This is a genomic window from Candidatus Zixiibacteriota bacterium (assembly GCA_026397505.1).
In the GTDB taxonomy this organism is placed as follows: domain Bacteria; phylum Zixibacteria; class MSB-5A5; order GN15; family PGXB01; genus JAPLUR01.
Genome location: JAPLUR010000094.1, coordinates 17,540 through 34,943 on the forward strand (window position 1 = coordinate 17,540; position 17,404 = coordinate 34,943).

21 protein-coding genes are annotated in these 17,404 nt (G+C 50.2%); 16 read left to right on the forward strand and 5 right to left on the reverse strand.

The annotated features are described in order from the left end of the window. The first annotated feature begins 3 nt into the window (after positions 1-3). From NT002_09820 to NT002_09860, 9 genes are all read left to right on the forward strand, one after another. The gene (locus NT002_09820; GenBank protein MCX6829562.1) at positions 4-1,410 is read left to right on the forward strand and encodes a TldD/PmbA family protein; all 1,407 of its coding nucleotides are present in this window, start codon (positions 4-6) and stop codon (positions 1,408-1,410) included. Further along, the gene (locus NT002_09825) at positions 1,404-1,625 is read left to right on the forward strand and encodes a hypothetical protein (GenBank protein MCX6829563.1); all 222 of its coding nucleotides are present in this window, start codon (positions 1,404-1,406) and stop codon (positions 1,623-1,625) included. The genes NT002_09820 and NT002_09825 overlap by 7 nt, the downstream gene beginning before the upstream one ends. 1 nt (position 1,626) lies before the next feature. Continuing rightward, the gene (gene prmC, locus NT002_09830) at positions 1,627-2,487 is read left to right on the forward strand and encodes a peptide chain release factor N(5)-glutamine methyltransferase (GenBank protein MCX6829564.1); all 861 of its coding nucleotides are present in this window, start codon (positions 1,627-1,629) and stop codon (positions 2,485-2,487) included. Further along, entirely contained in the window at positions 2,484-2,951 is a 468-nt protein-coding gene (locus tag NT002_09835; protein MCX6829565.1) for an L-2-amino-thiazoline-4-carboxylic acid hydrolase, read from the forward strand. The genes prmC and NT002_09835 overlap by 4 nt, the downstream gene beginning before the upstream one ends. A gap of 204 nt (positions 2,952-3,155) precedes the next feature. Then, positions 3,156-4,658, forward strand: a complete 1,503-nt coding sequence (locus NT002_09840) for a class I adenylate-forming enzyme family protein (GenBank protein ID MCX6829566.1) — start codon at positions 3,156-3,158, stop codon at positions 4,656-4,658. Beyond that, a complete protein-coding gene (locus NT002_09845) occupies positions 4,652-5,587 on the forward strand; it encodes an acyl carrier protein (protein ID MCX6829567.1) in 936 nt (311 codons plus the stop codon). Before NT002_09840 ends, NT002_09845 begins: the two co-directional genes overlap by 7 nt. Before the next feature lie 56 nt (positions 5,588-5,643). Next, positions 5,644-6,273: an endonuclease III gene (gene nth, locus NT002_09850; protein ID MCX6829568.1), complete on the forward strand. Its 630-nt coding sequence runs from the start codon at positions 5,644-5,646 to the stop codon at positions 6,271-6,273. 41 nt (positions 6,274-6,314) lie between these two features. Then, positions 6,315-6,944 carry a hypothetical protein gene (locus NT002_09855; GenBank protein ID MCX6829569.1) on the forward strand — a complete coding sequence of 210 codons (630 nt, stop codon included), beginning with the start codon at positions 6,315-6,317 and terminating at the stop codon, positions 6,942-6,944. Continuing rightward, positions 6,937-7,329: a spore germination protein GerW family protein gene (locus NT002_09860; protein ID MCX6829570.1), complete on the forward strand. Its 393-nt coding sequence runs from the start codon at positions 6,937-6,939 to the stop codon at positions 7,327-7,329. Before NT002_09855 ends, NT002_09860 begins: the two co-directional genes overlap by 8 nt. 136 nt (positions 7,330-7,465) lie before the next feature. On the opposite strand, the gene NT002_09865 is transcribed toward NT002_09860, so the two are convergent. Then, on the reverse strand, positions 7,466-8,995 hold the full coding sequence (locus NT002_09865; GenBank protein ID MCX6829571.1) for an ATP-binding protein: 1,530 nt from the start codon (positions 8,993-8,995) through the stop codon (positions 7,466-7,468). Positions 8,996-9,390: 395 nt separating this feature from the next. Here NT002_09865 and NT002_09870 point away from each other — a divergent pair, with 395 nt between their 5' ends. The 7 genes from NT002_09870 (at position 9,391) to NT002_09900 (ending at position 14,569) form a co-directional block, all read left to right on the forward strand. After that, the gene (locus tag NT002_09870) at positions 9,391-9,849 is read left to right on the forward strand and encodes a hypothetical protein (GenBank protein ID MCX6829572.1); all 459 of its coding nucleotides are present in this window, start codon (positions 9,391-9,393) and stop codon (positions 9,847-9,849) included. 462 nt (positions 9,850-10,311) lie between these two features. Beyond that, entirely contained in the window at positions 10,312-10,569 is a 258-nt protein-coding gene (locus NT002_09875; GenBank protein MCX6829573.1) for a zinc ribbon domain-containing protein, read from the forward strand. 184 nt (positions 10,570-10,753) lie between these two features. Further along, positions 10,754-11,071, forward strand: coding sequence for a preprotein translocase subunit YajC (gene yajC, locus NT002_09880; GenBank protein ID MCX6829574.1), 318 nt, complete (start codon positions 10,754-10,756; stop codon positions 11,069-11,071). Positions 11,072-11,088: 17 nt separating this feature from the next. Next, positions 11,089-11,595, forward strand: coding sequence for a peptide deformylase (gene def / locus NT002_09885; GenBank protein MCX6829575.1), 507 nt, complete (start codon positions 11,089-11,091; stop codon positions 11,593-11,595). A gap of 30 nt (positions 11,596-11,625) precedes the next feature. After that, positions 11,626-12,588, forward strand: coding sequence for a methionyl-tRNA formyltransferase (gene fmt / locus NT002_09890; GenBank protein MCX6829576.1), 963 nt, complete (start codon positions 11,626-11,628; stop codon positions 12,586-12,588). Beyond that, entirely contained in the window at positions 12,585-14,123 is a 1,539-nt protein-coding gene (locus tag NT002_09895; GenBank protein MCX6829577.1) for an Rne/Rng family ribonuclease, read from the forward strand. Before fmt ends, NT002_09895 begins: the two co-directional genes overlap by 4 nt. Positions 14,124-14,251: 128 nt before the next feature. Then, positions 14,252-14,569 carry a YciI family protein gene (locus tag NT002_09900; protein MCX6829578.1) on the forward strand — a complete coding sequence of 106 codons (318 nt, stop codon included), beginning with the start codon at positions 14,252-14,254 and terminating at the stop codon, positions 14,567-14,569. A 48-nt stretch (positions 14,570-14,617) separates the two neighbouring features. Here the strand turns inward: NT002_09900 and NT002_09905 are convergent, their stop codons facing one another. The 4 genes from NT002_09905 to NT002_09920 all read right to left on the reverse strand — a co-directional run. Continuing rightward, positions 14,618-15,436: a hypothetical protein gene (locus NT002_09905; GenBank protein MCX6829579.1), complete on the reverse strand. Its 819-nt coding sequence runs from the start codon at positions 15,434-15,436 to the stop codon at positions 14,618-14,620. A 52-nt stretch (positions 15,437-15,488) separates the two neighbouring features. Further along, complete coding sequence (locus tag NT002_09910; GenBank protein MCX6829580.1) at positions 15,489-16,250, reverse strand: hypothetical protein; 762 nt, start codon at positions 16,248-16,250, stop codon at positions 15,489-15,491. A gap of 385 nt (positions 16,251-16,635) precedes the next feature. After that, positions 16,636-17,079 (reverse strand): hypothetical protein, encoded by a 444-nt coding sequence (locus NT002_09915; protein MCX6829581.1) that lies wholly within the window; start codon positions 17,077-17,079, stop codon positions 16,636-16,638. Positions 17,080-17,198: 119 nt separating this feature from the next. After that, positions 17,199-17,404, reverse strand: a 206-nt coding sequence (locus NT002_09920; protein MCX6829582.1) for a hypothetical protein, incomplete at its 5' end; no start/stop codon positions are given.

Consider the following 17,404-nt stretch of genomic DNA (forward strand, 5'->3'; position numbering starts at 1 on the left):
CTCATGCCGGATAAACCTGTCATTTATCCCATCCTGCCGATGTTCCCCTCAGACAATCAGGTTGACAGAGATAGTTTTCAGTCGTTGCTGCAATCGGTATTGAAATTATCCAAAGCCGACATGACCGAGGCAGTGCTTGAAAAGAACGGCCTGGTGCTGACTCGATTTGCCGAATCGAAAATTCATCAGAATATCGATACCGAGGATACGACTCTTTATATAAGGATGGTTAAGGACAAGAAGTTGAGTGTGGTCGCGACCGGTGATATCTCGGAATCCGGAATCAAAAAGGCGGTGGGAGCCGGGGAGGATATGCTCAAATATATGCTTCCCGATGACAAGTTTGTTTCCTTTCCCAATCCGGACAGCACTGTCCTTAAGGAAAACTCAATTTCGGAAGGTACATCTACCTATGGGCCCGACAGACGGGCCGAGGCGGTCAAGCTGATAGATGCGATCGGGAGAAAAGGAAACCTGGAAGCCTCGGGCGCTTTTCGTATCGAGGAGAAGAGCCTGGCGGTGGCCAATTCCCTGGGTGTGAAAAGATTTTTCACCGGCAACAATGCCCAACTCTCTCTCACACTCTCCGGCAAGGAAAAAGAATCGGGCTGGGCGATCGGTTATGACCGTGATGCCTCGTTGATAGATGTCGGCGAATTGGCCAAAAGAGCCGCCCAGAAGGCGGTTCTGTCGAGAAATCCGATATCACTTCCCGATGGACAGTACACTGTCATTCTCGAACCGGCCGCAGTGGGGCAGCTTCTGATTCTTCTGGCTTTTATGGGTTTCGGGGCAAAGACATTTTCTCAGCAGCGCTCCTTCATGGCCGGAAAAATCGGGCAGAAAATTGCGGGAGATAATTTCACGGTCTATGAAGATCCGCATGACCCGGCTTTTGGGACGATGCCTTTCGACTATGAAGGGGTTCCGAAAGTGAAAGTACCGCTGATTGAAAATGGCCTGGCACGAGGAGTGGTAAGCAACTCGTACTATGCCAATATCATGGGGACGACCTCCACCGGCAATGCCCTGCCGGCCAATAACAGTTTCGGCCCTTATCCCAAGAATATGGTGGTCGCCCCCGGCGAGAAAACGCTCGACGAGATAATTCAATCGACCGAAAAAGGGATACTTATCACCCATTTCTGGTATTTGAACTATCTCAATCCGATGAAAACGATGGTTACCGGCACCACCCGCGATGGGACATTCCTTATCGAGAAGGGCCAGATAGGTTCGGCTGTCAAAAACATGCGCACTAATCAATCGATACTTGAGGCTTTCACCAATATCGCCGCGATCGGCAAGGAAAGCATTATCTATCCCCAGTACTCGATTCTGATGAAAGTGCCGGGGATGAAAATCGATAATTTCAATCTGGCGGCCGAGGAGGATCAAGAAAAATGTTAAGACGCAATTTTCTTAAAGCGGCGGCCATGACTCTGGTCGGATTCCTGTTCGCCAGACGAATTCCTCTGGCCGAGAGCATTGCCGCTGAAGAAGCGCCGAAAAAGCGTTCCGGAAGAATCTATCATTTTCATGGCCACGCTCGCTCCGGCTGCGCCTCACGTCCCGAATTGGCTCCTTTCCTTGAAAAGGGAATATCAAATATCCCGCCGATATGAAATGGATGAAAAGGAATTCCATCGGCTGATCAAAGAGGCCGAAAAGAAGCTTAAAAAAGCCGGGATTGATTCTGCGGCGGCCGAAGTCGAAATAATCCTGGAATACCTTCTGGAAGTGGAGCGAATAGACCTCTACCTTCATGGCGCCCGATTGATCGACAATAAGATTCGCGAGCAGTTTGACCGGATAATCGACAAGCGCACCACTCGCTATCCTCTGCAATATATTCTGGGTGAAATGTATTTTTACGGACGGAAGTTTATGGTCACGCCCGAGGTGATGGTGCCGACTCCGGAAACGGAACTGCTCTGCGACCTGGCGATCAATTACATCCGCAACGAGGGGATTGGGGAGCCGGATATTCTGGATGTCGGAACCGGCTCGGGGGTTATCGCCGTGACAATTGCCTGCGAATTGCCCGATTCATTTGTTACGGCTCTCGACATTTCTCCGGGGGCGTTGACAATCGCCCATAAAAATGCGGGGGAATATGAAGTCGCCTCACGGATTGAGTTTGTCGAGTCCAATGCTTTTACGGAAGTCAGAGCCGATCGGAAATATGAATTGATTCTGTCCAACCCTCCGTATATTTCTGATGATGAGTATAAGGGTTTACCGCCTGAGGTTTTGGCCGACCCAAAAATATCTCTTGTTTCCGGCCCCAAAGGGCTTGATTTTATTGCCATGCTGGTCGGCCGGGCGCCTGATTTTCTGAAAAAGAAAGGGCGCCTGATGTTCGAAATAGGGTATAATCAAGCAGACTTGGTTGCGGAGATGACCGAAAAGGACTCGCGCTATCATTCAATTTCAATATTTAAGGATTTAAATGATATTGATCGGGTGGTGATATTGAGCATATGACCGAGGATGAAAAACAGCTGGAGAGGCTGGCGGAATTGCGCCCCCTCTGTCGTTTTATTCAAACCGCAGTGGAGCAACTGGGCCGGGAAAAGGCCAAGGAACTGGCGGCCGTTGCTTTCGAGAAATATGCCTGCGACCGCTTTGTTGCCCCTTATAATGATACCCCGTTGGATGAGCGGTGGGAAATGTTCCGCGAGGCGATTATCAACGGCGCCGATGAAAGCACCTATGCTATCGAATATTGTGATGATTTTATGGTCAAAATTCGGTATCTGAACTGCACCTTTCTGAATATTTTTCGGGAGTTCGGTCTCGAGGATTTTGTGCCCTCATATTGTCAGACCGATTATATTACCTGCCGCCGGATACACCCCGATATAGCCATGACCCGCACGCAGACCCTGGCCGAGGGGGCCGCTTACTGCGACCACTGCTGGACATTTGTCGCCGGGCGAAAATCATAGTCCTTAGCTCTTTAAATCATCCCGCCCCGGAGAGCGACACCATTTGTGGCGCAAAGCCTATTACATTCCTTATTCTTTCCAATCAGGTATCAGGGATAAAACGTAAATTGAATTTGAATAATTAAAACTTGTTTTGGCGGATTCAAACGCATATTTTTTGTGATAAGAGAGACTGGAATCTTTTGAGGCCCTGAACATCATGATATGAACCCCAAAAATCACTCATTTGAAATATGGAAAGCTTTCCGTGAGAAGGCCGATATTTTCTCGGACTATACGGCGGTGTTGTCGGTCTCAGGTCAGGTCACTTTTAAAGAACTTTATGGGAAAGCCGAGCAATTATCAGAGTCGCTGAGCAAATCGGGAATTCAGCCGGGAGATGTTATCGGTATCGCGTTGCCCAATATAACCGATTTTGTCATATCATTTTTGGCTCTCTGCCGTCTTTCGGCGATCGTAGCGCTGATTTCTCCCAAATATCAGACTTCTGAATTGAAGGCTGTCATTGATAATCTGGCGCCCCGCTGCCTTTTGGTTTCTTCGGGGCAGCTCGGCGATTTCGAGCGAAAAATCACGTCTTACAGAGCCGACATGATTGAAACCAAAATAAATAATGAAATTACCTGCCTGACATTCCCGGATAATCCTTCCGCCGGGAAACGCCATCCGTTTCTGGATGACGCTGCTCTGATCAAGTTTACCTCCGGTTCCACCGGCGAACCGAAAGGGATTGCTCTATCGGCGGCCAATATCCTGGCCGAAACCGAGAATGTGGTCGACACCCTGCAGATGACCCAGAAGGATCGGATACTCGCGGTCGTGCCGATTTCGCACTCTTACGGATTTGACCTGGGAGTGCTGGCGATGCTGTCTTCGGGCGCAACGCTTGTGCTCGGAGAAAACTTCATCCCCCGCCGTATTCTATCCGACCTTGAAACCAGGGGAATTACCATTTTCCTCGGCGTCCCCAGCATGTACCGTTTCTTTTTGGAGACCCCCTTAAATATGCCGCCCGATCTGTCGCAGATCCGCTATCTGCTTTCATGCACGGCGCCGCTGAGCCCGCAAATGATTATTGAATTCGCGTCAAAATTCGGCCAGCCGCTTTGCCAGCATTACGGTTCCTCCGAGACGGGAGCGGTGACAACGCATGTCCCGGCCAAGGTTTATACGCACCCCGATTCGGTCGGGCTGCCGATGAGAAATGTGCAGATTGGCATCTATGATCGTGATGGGAACGAGCTTTCCGCCGATGAAGAGGGTGAAGTGGTTGTCAGAAGCAGAGCGGTCGCTCTCGGATATATTATGGGTGAGCCGAAGGATAGGATTACAATCACGGATGGTACTTACCGGACCGGCGATACCGGCGTTCTTGATAAGAACGGCTATCTTTATATTCGGGGGCGTATCGATGGTATGATTAATGTCGGCGGCCATAAAGTATCGCCGCTGGAGGTCGCGCAGGTTCTGGAAAGTCATTCGGCGGTGAGAGAAGCCGCGGTTATCGGTGTCATCGATCAGTCCGGAGGACAAATTGTCTATGCGGCAGTCACCCTGAAAAGCGCCGCTATGGAAAATGACATTCTGGAGTTCTGCCGCCGGCATCTGGCCGAATACAAAGTACCGCGCCGAATCGACATCATGGATTCACTTCCACGAACCGCCGCCGGAAAAGTCAAACTCGACCCGGAGAATATCAAATGGTAGAGCGGGAACAGATAACGGCCGAGATTATCCGCCTGCTGCGTCGACGCGCCCTGGCCGGCTCCGGACGCGAGATACCGCTTGATGCCCCGTTGGGTGAAACCGGGCTGGGGCTTGATTCGCTGGCGATGGTGGAATTTATAACCGCGCTGGAGAAGACTTTCGAGGTTGAGTTTCCGGAAAATATCTGGGTCGAGCGGGATAAATTTACGCCCGGCAATTTCGTTGAGATGATCCTGAGCCTGCGCCCGGCGAAAATGACATTGTCTCAAGCCGCCGGCGAACTGGAAAAGCCTGAGGACAGAACACCAATCTCGGTATCTCATGTCTTTCGGAAGGCAACGGCCCGGTTCTACGCGCGCGAGAGATATTTCATTTTGGCCTACGACCTGATGAATCATAAACCTCACCCCTACCGGTTCGATCTCGATATGACTCTGAAAGAAGCAACACCCGGAGACAAATCAGCTCTTTCGGCCATGTGGAATAAGGATTTGATGGAGCGTAAGCTCGCTCTTTTTGAGAAGCGGCTTGCCTTGGGATATATCTGTCTGACCGCCTGGCACGAGAGCCGGATTGTCGGCATCGACTGGCTTTCGGCCACCGGTGATAGGGAACCTTATACCGGTCTGGAAATAAGGATGAATCCCGGCTCCTGCTATGGCTTTGATCTTAATGAACATCCGCGATATGAAGGCAAAGGGGTGGGATTGGCCACGCTGGCATTTTCGCTGGCGGTAGCTAAAGAGCGCGGTTTCAAAACCCAATTTACGATTGTCCATTCGGGCAACAAGAAAATGCTCGGTGCGGCGGTGCAGATATTCGGTTTCAAGCAGGTCGGCACAATCGAAACGACGCGCATTTTCGGCCGGGTGCGTTCCTCATGGGAAATCGAGGGACGGCGGGGCAACTCTCCCCTATTGCAATTGTAAATTCATAGATGAAATGTTATCTTATGGTGGAATGAACCGCCATAATAATATTAGTCATGATTCCCGCTGATAAGATAATCCACGCCCTAAAGAAAGCTTATCCCGATGCCGCCTGCTCGCTGAATTTTAAGACACCGCATCAACTATTAGTGGCGACGATTCTTTCGGCGCAGTGCACCGATGAACGGGTGAATGCGGTCACGCCGGCCCTGTTCGAGAAATACAAATCCCCGACCGCCTTTGCGCAGGCGGATATAAAAGAACTGGAGAACGATATTCGCTCCACCGGTTTTTTCCGCAATAAGGCAAAGGCGATCAGGGAATCATCGAGAATTATTGTCGGGCAGTTTAACAGCCGGATGCCGCGACGGATGGAGGACCTGGTCAAATTGCCGGGGGTGGGAAGAAAGACCGCCTCGGTCATTCTGGGAACTGCTTTCGGCAAAGCTGAGGGGATTGTGGTGGACACACATGTGGCGCGTCTTTCGAAGAGACTGGGATTCACATCCGAAAATGATCCAGTCAAAATCGAAAATGATTTGATACAAATGATTCCAAAAAAAGAGTGGATTATTTTCTCGCATTTGATGATATTTCATGGACGTTCTATCTGCAAGGCGCGGCGGCCCGAATGCCGCCGATGCGTGATAGCAAATTACTGCCCCTCGGCGAAACTCTTTTTATAGCTTGGCAAAACCTTTTTCCCGCCGATACAGTATAAGGAAATATGGTTATTATAATTTTATCAGTTATCCTGTTGATCATTGCGGTGGCGCTAGTTGGTGCGGTCCGGTTTAAGTTCAGGTTCGACAAGAAACAGAAAACAATCTCTATCTCATACTTGCTGTTTGGATTTCTGATTGATTTCGACACCATGACCGGACAGTTCTCCGTTGCCGCCATTAGGGTCAAGCGGATAGAATTAAAAAGTCTTTTGCAGAAGACCGCCAAAGAGACGCCGGGCACTGCTACTCTCCCACCAGCCAAGAAAGCGGAGAAAATGCCACGATGGCTCAAGCTCGGCTGGTCGGATATAAAGAGGTTTTTCCGGCTGCTAGGGAAAATTCGCACCAAGGATTTGGTTTTCACTATTTCCGGCGGGATTTCTGATCCATATCAGACCGGCAAATATTTTGGCTATTATATGGCGCTCTGCGGGGTGTTTCCACGGCTGATGTCGCATATCTCTTTCCAGCCCGATTTCGCGGCGGAAAGCTTGAAATTTGAAGGAAAAGGGATTATCTATATCAGGGTATATCAGATACTGATTTTTGCCATTAAGATGATATTTGAGAAACTAAAAAAACTGATCAATCTGAAATATGTTACAAGAAAGAAAGGAGCCAGTTATGCCTAATAATGTTTCGGAGATTCTCCAGAATATTGTGGGAGAGCTGCGGCAGATGGCCCGTTCGCAGTCGGTGGTGGGCGAGCCGATTACGCTCGGCAATAAGATCATTGTTCCGCTGGTTAAGATTTCGGTCGGTTTTGGGGCGGGGGGCGCGCAGAGCGAAAAGCAGCCGGAAGGGACCAATTTCGGCGGCGGCGGTGGCGGCGGCGCCAAAATTGAGCCGGCGGCTTTTATTATTATTGATGGCGATAAGGTCTCGCTCATGGCGGCCAAGCCGGGGAAATATGATTCCCTGATCGAGGCGGTGCCGGCGCTGGTCGGCAAGCTGATCGATATGCGCTCTTCCGCCAAGGAGAAAAAGGAAGAGGAATCCACCGGCGAGAATAAGTAAGACAGTTCATTTGCACTAGATTGATTTCATGCAAACCGCCGTGGCCGATTATGATCGCGGCGGTTTTATATTAGGTGATGTCACCCATCATGCTGTAAAATAAGTGTCGAAATCGCAAGGGCTTCGACTTTTGCGGCTAAGTAAGCAGAGTTCTCATATTTGACGATATAATAGCCTTCAATGTATTGAGCTGGTCAATGTTTTCATCGCTTGTCATTGTCAACTCCGCTGCCGCCATTGAATAGATAAGATAGTCAACGGCAGTCACAAGTCTCCCATCAGATCTTTGATCCAAAATGAATCTTTGATAGAAAGGATGTTGGAGATTCCAGGTTATGATTATCGTCCTACCCTGTAATTCACATTCAAAGATCTGGCCATTTGCACCGAGGTTCGCATATACGAATTTGGATCTTTGGACTGAAGCTGGTTGGGTGAGCCGAAAGTTCGCCCGAGTCGTTTTTTCTTTTGTTTCGGGTTTGGATACAGAAGTACTACTGGCACCAGATCTTCTCTCAATATTGGTCTTGGGCGTAACCAAAAGCTTTGCTTTCTGGTCAATCGTCCTTTGAGCCGATTTATGTAGTTCATCAATTTCTTCACTCTCCTTTGTTCGGCTCTTCGAGCTTTCTCTGGACTTTATTGTAGTACACTGGGCTTTCAGATGCTTCAGAAGCTGGTCCTTGAAGGATTGATCCAGAACAATTGATCGCTTTGTGAAGTCGATTCCGACAAACTTATCGAGATCGCCGGTCAGGAAAATCTCGCCCCGCATTCTATTAAAGTCATTATGCTTAGTGAATGCGTCAAGGGTCTCGGCCGCCTGGATCTCTCTCTGATTTCGCAAGATGTAGAATCCTTGGTTCTTGATGCCAAGCGCAATCTCGCGCTCACCTGCTGAGGGTTTGTCAGGTATTAGAACGATCCGCACTTTTACATTTTCAGTGCGTTCAGTATCATCAGTCTTTATGGTCACTGGATATACATCATCGCTGAATACTTCCGTATGCGGATCATCTAGTTCCAGTGGATCCAAAATCTTCGCCTGCTCGTCATTAATAGTCACGCTCAGGTGAGATCGCAGAAAGTATCTATGTATTTGTCCTATGCGCTTCCGCAGAGTACTGGCGAAGACAGTAGTATTTTGATTAGATAAGCCATCACAATTGTCAAGAATAACAACCGTTCCAGATTCAGCGTCTGCTAGCAAAGTTTCAAATAATCTGATCTCCTTTTCTGCAGAATTCTCCAAATATTTCTCAAATTTATTTGAATTAATAACGTGATCAATGTCGGCCACACTCGTGAGATACACATCATTTTTCTTGGTGATCAATGTGGTTTTTCGAGCCAGTGATAGACTAGCAGTCACCAATCCCATGCCGAATTTTCCAAGATCTGAGACAGGGTTTTTTGAAGTGAGTGAACCAAGCCGCAAGGCCTGATCTAGGATATCACGATCCATGCCGGTACCATCATCGGCTATTATAATACGTATTGCACCATTCTCTTTATAGATCCTCAAGACTATTCTCTGCGCCTCCGCATCAATTGCATTGTCGATGAGATCTGCAATAGCCCCGTAATTCTCATATCCTAAGCACCTTAAGGACTCTATCAGTCTAGCAGGATTAGGATCGTTTGGTGAATTAAACCTGAAATTCATAAATTCCTTCCTCTTGATGTTAGCCACACCAAGATTGCATCAACTAAAGTTTCGAATTTTGCTGTAATAAGAAAGCCAGCATTTTTAATTTTGAGATCGCACCCCGTAAGCTTACATCTATCACCTCCTATTCGATGTTAAACACATCAAATAAACAAAAAGTCCGATATTAATCTCCGAATCGGATGTCTACATCCAATTCGACTATCAAATAATGATTTTATTGAATTTATGTCAAGTACTTTTATTCAACCAGGTAACCCGCCTGCCGCGGCAACCCCCTGGCCTAGAGGACTATTAGCAGTCAAGATTTATCTTGCAGAATCGATCAGATATCCTTATATAGACCCCGGTAGCGCATCAAATCCAAATATCTGTTTAAATAAGGAGGTTTCATGCCATCCAATCTCGGAAAACGTGGTGCCGATGAGAGTGAGTTTCTCATTAGCCCAAACCTTGAGAAATCAATCGAGAATATTTACACGCCGCAGATGAAAGCTGCGTTAGAAAAGGCGGCTGCCGATGCCAACCTTTGGATCACCGCCAAGAATGATCCCATTAAGTATCTTCGGGACTGTGGCATTGCGTTGGCGTCAGATTATGCGATCCGACTTGAGGATAGCCTTGTAGGAATAGCTGGAGAGTTGCCGGTTCCCCCGATGTGTCCCGCCGGATACCACCCTGTTCTAGTTGTGGAAAAGAAAACGGTCTGCGTGCATTGGGGTTTGATCGTTCGCGGCACGACAGTATTCGAGGTGGCAGGGAAGGTGATTGTGAAGGGCAACAAGGTGCGAGTCTGTCTAAGGAGCGAAGAAAGATTGGTGGGCACATGGGTCTGCGAACCAGGTGAATGAATTGTCAGGGTAGCCTTGGGTCTGGTCTGCAGTAGATCTGCCCCCAAAGGCGGTAAAACGGTGCAGAACTGCGCGATTGATGGATTACCGGTTTCCGTCAGGAGAGACTCCTGACGGCGTGGGGAATTACATTTTTGGAGAAAGATGTCGGGTTTCTCATTCATCCCGCTTATGCGGGATTCATTCGAAACGCCGACCTACGTCTATTGTAACAGATTTCGCAAAACCCTTCGGGATTTTGCGCTACGAGTCTGAGATTCTGCTGCCCAATATGAATTGTCGAAACCCCGCTCATTCCGCCTGAGGCGGAATTCGGGGGAAGATCGACCCACAACCTGACAAAAGCGGCAAACGAGGACCCGCCTGCGGCGGGCCGGGCACATAATGCCCGCTAAAGTTTTTCCTGTCCTGTCCGATTTCTACCTCGTTAATGAGACATTCAACGAAACTCGGAGGATAGCTATGCCGGTTGCAACCTGTCAGACCTGCGCCCGTGTCATGCGCGAAAAGGCCGATTACCCCCGCGGCAATTTTTCATCCGAATACTGTTCGAATTGCGTGGACGAAAGAGGGGTTCTGAAACCGAAATCGGTAATAAAGGAAAATATGATCCGTTACCGTGTGCGGAACAACGGCTTAAGCGAGGAAGAGGCGACCGAGGCGGTCGATAACCTGATGAGACTTCTCCCCGCCTGGCAAACCGTGCCGACGCGGCGCTAAGCTTCAAAAGGGCGGAATTTATCGCCCTGCGGAACAATCTCTCCCGCCTGATGTTGGATTGGAAAGAACATTTATCTTGTTTATATGTTTGGATTTAGTATATTATTTACAGTTAACCTTATGTCTTTCCAATCCAGGAAGGGATAGGAAAGCTATATATTTATTTTTTTATTAGGAGGAGAGATTGATTACTCTTCTGATGTTTTTTGCCGGCGGCGCCCCGTCGGATGGCGGCGGCGGCAGTTGGCTGGCGACCTGGGGGATGCTGATCCCGCTTTTTCTTATCATGTATTTGCTTCTCATCAGACCCCAGCGCAAGCGGCAAAAAGAGCACGATAAGTTGCTCAAAGAGTTGAAGAAAGGCGATCGGGTGGTAACCAACAGCGGAATGTTCGGCACCATTTTCGCCATCAACGATGAGAAAAGCATCGTAGTTCTGAAGCTGACCGATGAGGTCAAAGTCGAGTTTTTGAAATCCGCGATTGCGGGTCGAGTAGAGTGATTTTTTAAGGAGTTATCGTGGCAGCAAGACCGATCGTTTTATACGGCGAACCGGTTCTGCGGGAAAAGGGCAAACCGGTCGAGAAATTTGACCGTGAGACAAAAGATTTGGTGGCCGATATGATCGCCACCCTGAAAAATGCCAAGGGGCTCGGTCTGGCCGCCCCCCAGGTGGGCGCAGCGGTCAGAATTTTCATCATTGACTTATCCGCCATTGAGTTGACCGAGTCGGTGAGGGTTTTTATCAACCCCCAGATAATTGAGACCTCGGGTGAGGTGCTGATGGAAGAGGGTTGCCTCTCTTTTCCGGGAATCTACCAGAAAATAGTTCGTCCGGAAACGGTGAAAATCAGGGCAACCGAACCAAACGGCAAAGAATTCACCTTGCGGGCATCGGGCATGTTGGCCCGAGCCATATTGCATGAATACGACCATCTCGAGGGAAAGCTATTTATTGACTATTTTTCGCCTGTCTCCCGTGCCCTTGTAAGAGGGAAACTCCGTAAGATGGCCGCGACGCTTTAAAAAGTCGTCTTCCGCCACGATCAGTTTCGGATGAGAGTTGTTTTTATGGGGACGCCGGAGTTTGCCCGGCGGCCGTTGGAGTATCTCTATAGGAATGCCCGCCATGATATCGCGGCGGTGGTGACCGGCCCGGATAAACCCTCCGGGCGCGGCCTTAAACTGATCCCTACCGCGGTCAAGGCGGCGGCCCAGAAATTCGAAATCCCCGTCTATGCACCGGAATCGCTGAAAGACCAGCCTTTTCTGGAAAAGATGAAGAATATCGGGGCCGATATTTTTGTCGTGGTTGCTTTCCGGATTCTGCCGGAGGCCCTCTTCACCATCCCGGCGCGTGGCTCGATCAATCTTCACGGTTCGCTTCTGCCCAAATACCGGGGAGCCGCCCCGATAAACTGGGCCCTGATCAACGGCGAGACCGAAACCGGCCTGACCACCTTCTTCCTGAAGAAGAAGGTCGATACCGGTGATGTTATCTATCAGGAAAAGATATCTATCAAGCCCGACGAGATATTCGACGAGCTTTACACGCGCCTTTCGGAGATGGCCGGGCCGGTTATCGAGAAGACGCTCAATCTTATTGAGACGGGAAATGTGGTACCGATCGCACAGGATAATTCCCTGGCCACCCCGGCGCCCAAGCTGTCGCCGGAAGATTGCCAGATCGATTGGGGTTTCCCGCCCGAGAATATAGTCAATTTCATTCGGGGGCTGTCCTCCATCCCGAGCGCTTTTACCGGATTTCGGGGAAAGAAAGTAAAAATTTTGAGAGCACGGAAAGACGAGGTCGAAATGACCGAAAAATTTGAACCGGGGCAGATAATCAAAGATAAACAGAGACTGCTGGTCGCCGCCGCATCGGGCGCTGTTGAAATACTGGAACTGCTCCCTGAGGGAAAATCCAGAATAACCGGCGGCGAATTTGTCCGGGGATACCATCCGGATAACCATGAAATGCTGAGCGCCAGACTGAAAGGGGAGCTTTCGCAACAATGAAAAAAGAAATTCTTATTAATTCCCACGAATACGAGACCAGAGTGGCGATTCTCGAGGATGACCGCCTGGAGGAGTTGTATGTGGAAAGGCCGCAGTCGGAGCGACTGGTCGGCAATATTTATAAGGGGAAAATCAAGACGGTGCTTCCCGGGATGCAGGCGGCCTTTATCGATATCGGCATGGAGAAAGCGGCTTTTCTGCACGCCTCCGATATCGGCGATCTGACCTCCACCCAGGAATATGATTCGGAATTTGTCGATGAGGAACCGCCGGCGGAAATTATCCGCAAGGCGCGTCGGGCCGGAATCGAGACGGTTCTCAAAGACGGCCAGGATATCCTGGTGCAGGTTATCAAAGAACCGATCTCGACCAAAGGGCCGCGGGTGGCCACCGATGTCTCTATCCCCGGAAGGTACCTGGTGCTGGTGCCGGATGACGACCATGTGCGGGTTTCGAAGAGAATCTCCAACTGGGGTGAAAAACGGCGGCTGAAAAAGATCATCTCGCCGCTACGGCCTGAAGGGTTCGGGCTGATTGTCCGCACCGAGGCGGAAGGGAGAGAAGAGGATGATTTCCGTTCCGATGTCAAGCGGCTGCAGAAGCTCTGGTCGCGTCTGATACGTCGCTCGGAAATGATGAAAGCGCCGGCGCTGATTCATAAGGAGGTAGAAATAACCACCTCGATAATCCGCGATATTTTCACCGATGATGTGACCCGTCTGCTGGTCGACAACCGCTCCGAATACCGCACCATCATGGCCTATGTGCGTCAGGTGATGCCGCATTTCAAAAACCGGGTGGAGTTGTATAAAGGCGCCACCCAGCTGTTCGACCTGTACAAGGTGGAGCCGGAAATCGACAAGATGCTTGACCGGAAAATATGGATCAAAAAAGGCTCTTATCTGGTGATCGATCAGACCGAGGCGATGGTGACGATCGATGTCAACACCGGCCGGTTTGTCGGCAAGGGTGACCAGGAGACGACGATCCTGCGAACCAATCTGGAGGCGGCCAAGGAAATCGCCCGGCAGATAAGACTTCGCGATATCGGCGGCCTGATTGTCTGCGATTTTATCGATATGTATAGCCGGGAAAACCGACGCCGGCTTTTCGAGGAATTTAAGAATGCATTCCGCAACGACCGCGCCAAGCGGGCGATAAATCCGGTCAATGAATTCGGCCTGATCGAACTGACCCGAGAGAGAATCAGACCCTCCCTGATATTCACTTTCTCGGAGCCCTGCCCACACTGTCACGGTTTCGGGCGAATCCTTTCGCGCGAGACGGTAGCGACCAAGATTGAGCGATGGTTCAACCGCGCTCGAGTTGATTCCCGGTTCAAGAAGTACAATCTGGTGGTGAACCCGCTTCTGGCCGAGACATTGATTGGGAACAATATCAATCGGGTCAGCAAAATTATGAAGATGCATGGATTCAGGATAAACCTGGTGCGCGATGCAACCATTCCGGCGCAGGATTTCCGGGTTTATGAGGGCGAGGGAAACACCGAGTTGACCGAGGCGTACGAAGGGTAAAAGGGATCAGTTAAGGAAATCGCGAACCGCAAAATTTCCGACAGGAAAGGGTTCCTGCCGGCGCAATGGCGGCATATGAAGGGTAAAGGAGATCAGGCCACAATTCCGCAACAGGAAGGTGCAAAATAATGGCCTCTGAATATCTATATCGTCTCGTACCGACCCGGCTTGAAATGCTTACGGAGGGGCCGACACAATTGGAGACAGAATTGGTGACGGCCCACTTCGCCTATCTTCAGGATGCTGTTGCAAAAGGGACTCTTCTTCTCGCCGGCAGGACGACGCTACTGGATGAGCGGACATTCGGGATCGCGGTGTTCAAAGCGGAGACCGAGGAGGAAGCGCGGTGTTTCATGGAAAATGATCCCGCGGTTGCGGGGGGCGTGATGCATGCAGAGCTTTTCCCATTCCGAGTGGCGCTCTTAGCAGAAGACTGGGTTGTGTAGGTAAGTGCCGTAAGCCCCGACCAAGGGGTCGGGACAGGCGTGAGGGCTTTACCCACCCGGCTGTTGGTCGTTGTTCTCAACTCGGACTATTGTGACGCCGCGTGTACCTGCATATATTGACTGATATTCCCGTAGATTGCCCTCGGTGTTGTCGTTGATCTCGCGCATCTCAAACAGTGTGCGTATGATGCGTGGAATGCTCTCTTCATACCCTCTGCGGAAATCAGCATCTTCGGCGTCTGTTTTCCCTCTCCGGCCTCTAGGCGATACCATAAAGTAGCGACGGAAGAGCTCTTGAGGACCGTGCGACCGGAAATCAAGGACTAATGGGCAGCAGAACAGACATTCCAAGGGTATGGAGAGGGCAAGGATATCTCCGGACTCAATGCGTCGGCGTGCAGACCCAAAGACTAACTCGTAGGTCTCTTGAGCCGAGCAGATCGAAAGAACGATAGGTCTTGGGGGGCGCTGACATCGCTCAACGCCCTCAGTCCTGGCATACAGAACGTAAAGCGGGTAGAAATTATGCTGAGCGCTTGAATCCAAGAGAAGGTCGATCTGGTAACCCGTCTGATTTGATCGTGCCAACTCCGAATAGTGGTCCTTTCCCGGCTTTATTTTTTTCGCCTGCACTCGCATTTTGAAACAACCATTGCGAAGCAGGAACCACCAATCCCAGTCGGCACCAGAGAATCTCGCCTCCTCATGCCTGTCGAACTCGTAATAGCGAACATCTGGAGTCTTTTGTTGAAAGAAGTCAAGGAGCCAGTCAGTGATCGACTCCTCTTTGACTGCGGGTTGACGTTGAAGCCAACCCGCCACGTAATCATTGGCTTCTCTTGCGACAATGCCGATTGCGGTCTTCATATAGTCAATAGCCTCTCTTTGGACTACGGGTCTTTATGCCGAACGGCGCAAATCAGCCGCCGCTATCAGCGGTCAGCTGCATTTGCATTGTGATGCCGCACAACTCTGAGGGCAGACTTGGCTCGATTACTTTCGTATAGTACTCTGCCATGCATTTCGCCTGAACAGCAAGAGCACTGCGTTGTTCATCCTCAAGAGAACCCAGGTGATAAGCGTCAAAATCCAACTGAGCGATGAACTGGGCCACGAAAAGTGCCCTTAGCGTACGAGCGATTTCCTCTGCTTGGTAGACTGGAAGCAGGACGTCGAGGTCAATTTCCTTTTGCCCAGCGGGCCAAGATCGCAAGGCGACCATCGCTTGTGGATTAGGATGCGCAATTGCTGACAGTTCCTGATAAAGAAATTGTCGCTGCTTTGCAAGTCTTTTGATAGCAGAACGGATGTCTATGGGCCTGAGCTGTTCACCGCGATACCACGCTTCGACAAGAGCGGGACGTTCGTGAAAAGCAGCACTTTGCCAGGCAGTTTCGCAGGCCAACCGGATGGCATTAGCCGCCTGTGAGTGCATCGACGATCTGGCCAACTGGAAGGCGGCTAGGAAATCGTGGATTACCTTGGAACAATGGAGCTTACAGGCTGCACCCAACCGGTCGTCGGCGTGAAGGTAGTGGCTCGTGGCTAGGCATGCCACCGCTGTATTAATGCCGTACTGACAAGCGAAAAGCTCGTCGTCGAAGTCCCGCTCGCATTTGCTAACCCGTTCTATGAGTAACTGGTTGAGTATCGGTAAAAATGATTTTTCTATTGTGCCCATCGCGATTTATCCCCTACGCGGTATAACAATGATTATACAGCATGCATAAAACGGTAGCACAGGCTATTTCCAACTGTATAAGTACTTGCCGTGCCTTATTGTTGCGTATCTAAGCTCCTTATAGGATTCTTGCCTGCTTGTTATCTTGTTATGATATGAAGTATATCGCTCCCCCCGCATTTGTCAAGCAAAAAATCTGTCGGGTTTTTCAATTCCTGCGGCGGGGAATTTCGAGACTCCGAACTGCCTTTGGCGCATACCAATGGCAGGACCGCAAGACTTCGTCTGGGGTTCTGCCCTACGGGGCTTACCATTGGTCTGAATGTCAAGCCCTCGGGCAGATGTGGACATCTGCCGCGCACAGCACAGGCGTACGGGTTTCGATCTAACCAGTTGGCTGTTGCGGCGGGCGAAGAGCGTACCTGAGAATGCATCCAAGTAACGTGGTGAGCATCTGCAGGATCGGAGAGATGATCACCATGAGGACGATCCATGCGATGAAGCTTGGAAGGGGCTGATACAAGATCAGGGGGATGCCGAAATTGGCAATTTTGGCCGGGGGACCTCCCAGCACCCGGAGCGCGGGAAGCCAGATCAGGGCAGTTATTAAGAGCGTGACCCCAGAAGTGAGCGCGGCGGCGCGCAGGACCGCCCTCAGGTCACCAGAAGTATACGGGCTGCGGATACCAAGAAATGCGGGAAGGAACCAGCCGACGGGAAAGCCGAGGAGAATGGCAAAAATCGGAACGCCCATACCCATGCCGACCGCGATGACATCGATAGCTACGAACATGGCGATTCGGAAGGTTCGATTCACAAGGATGGACATGTGGTCTCCTCCCCTTCTTTGGTCAAGACACGGATATAGATCATATTCGTGCTGGTCTTATGATTCTTGACTGCTTGTCATCTTGTTATGATATGAAGTATATCTCCCCACTACGTTTGTCAAGCGAGAATTTTGTCGTGGTTTCTCAATTCCTGACGGGAGGAGCTTGAATGGGCGAACACTTCGAGGCTGTCCCATAAGTTAGTTTTATTGATATCGAAATTCAGGTTAAGGGGTTTGGGAGTGGATTTTGGCGTCCGCTGACCCTGAGAGTCCGAAAATGCGTTTGCCAGCGTTCTATATGGGCCAGAATCATAGCTAAACT

What these genes read in the sequence shown, in the direction of transcription:
- NT002_09855 (MCX6829569.1), top strand. Translation starts at nt 6,315, where the DNA reads ATGGTTATTATAATTTTATCAGTTATCCTGTTGATCATTGCGGTGGCG.
- prmC (MCX6829564.1), top strand. Translation starts at nt 1,627, where the DNA reads ATGGATGAAAAGGAATTCCATCGGCTGATCAAAGAGGCCGAAAAGAAG.
- NT002_09840 (MCX6829566.1), top strand. Translation starts at nt 3,156, where the DNA reads ATGAACCCCAAAAATCACTCATTTGAAATATGGAAAGCTTTCCGTGAG.
- NT002_09910 (MCX6829580.1), bottom strand. Translation starts at nt 16,250, where the DNA reads ATGGGCACAATAGAAAAATCATTTTTACCGATACTCAACCAGTTACTC.
- NT002_09905 (MCX6829579.1), bottom strand. Translation starts at nt 15,436, where the DNA reads ATGAAGACCGCAATCGGCATTGTCGCAAGAGAAGCCAATGATTACGTG.
- NT002_09860 (MCX6829570.1), top strand. Translation starts at nt 6,937, where the DNA reads ATGCCTAATAATGTTTCGGAGATTCTCCAGAATATTGTGGGAGAGCTG.
- NT002_09845 (MCX6829567.1), top strand. Translation starts at nt 4,652, where the DNA reads ATGGTAGAGCGGGAACAGATAACGGCCGAGATTATCCGCCTGCTGCGT.
- NT002_09895 (MCX6829577.1), top strand. Translation starts at nt 12,585, where the DNA reads ATGAAAAAAGAAATTCTTATTAATTCCCACGAATACGAGACCAGAGTG.
- NT002_09900 (MCX6829578.1), top strand. Translation starts at nt 14,252, where the DNA reads ATGGCCTCTGAATATCTATATCGTCTCGTACCGACCCGGCTTGAAATG.
- NT002_09865 (MCX6829571.1), bottom strand. Translation starts at nt 8,995, where the DNA reads ATGAATTTCAGGTTTAATTCACCAAACGATCCTAATCCTGCTAGACTG.
- NT002_09870 (MCX6829572.1), top strand. Translation starts at nt 9,391, where the DNA reads ATGCCATCCAATCTCGGAAAACGTGGTGCCGATGAGAGTGAGTTTCTC.
- NT002_09835 (MCX6829565.1), top strand. Translation starts at nt 2,484, where the DNA reads ATGACCGAGGATGAAAAACAGCTGGAGAGGCTGGCGGAATTGCGCCCC.
- fmt (MCX6829576.1), top strand. Translation starts at nt 11,626, where the DNA reads ATGAGAGTTGTTTTTATGGGGACGCCGGAGTTTGCCCGGCGGCCGTTG.
- NT002_09820 (MCX6829562.1), top strand. Translation starts at nt 4, where the DNA reads ATGCCGGATAAACCTGTCATTTATCCCATCCTGCCGATGTTCCCCTCA.
- NT002_09825 (MCX6829563.1), top strand. Translation starts at nt 1,404, where the DNA reads ATGTTAAGACGCAATTTTCTTAAAGCGGCGGCCATGACTCTGGTCGGA.
- NT002_09915 (MCX6829581.1), bottom strand. Translation starts at nt 17,079, where the DNA reads ATGTCCATCCTTGTGAATCGAACCTTCCGAATCGCCATGTTCGTAGCT.
- NT002_09875 (MCX6829573.1), top strand. Translation starts at nt 10,312, where the DNA reads ATGCCGGTTGCAACCTGTCAGACCTGCGCCCGTGTCATGCGCGAAAAG.
- nth (MCX6829568.1), top strand. Translation starts at nt 5,644, where the DNA reads ATGATTCCCGCTGATAAGATAATCCACGCCCTAAAGAAAGCTTATCCC.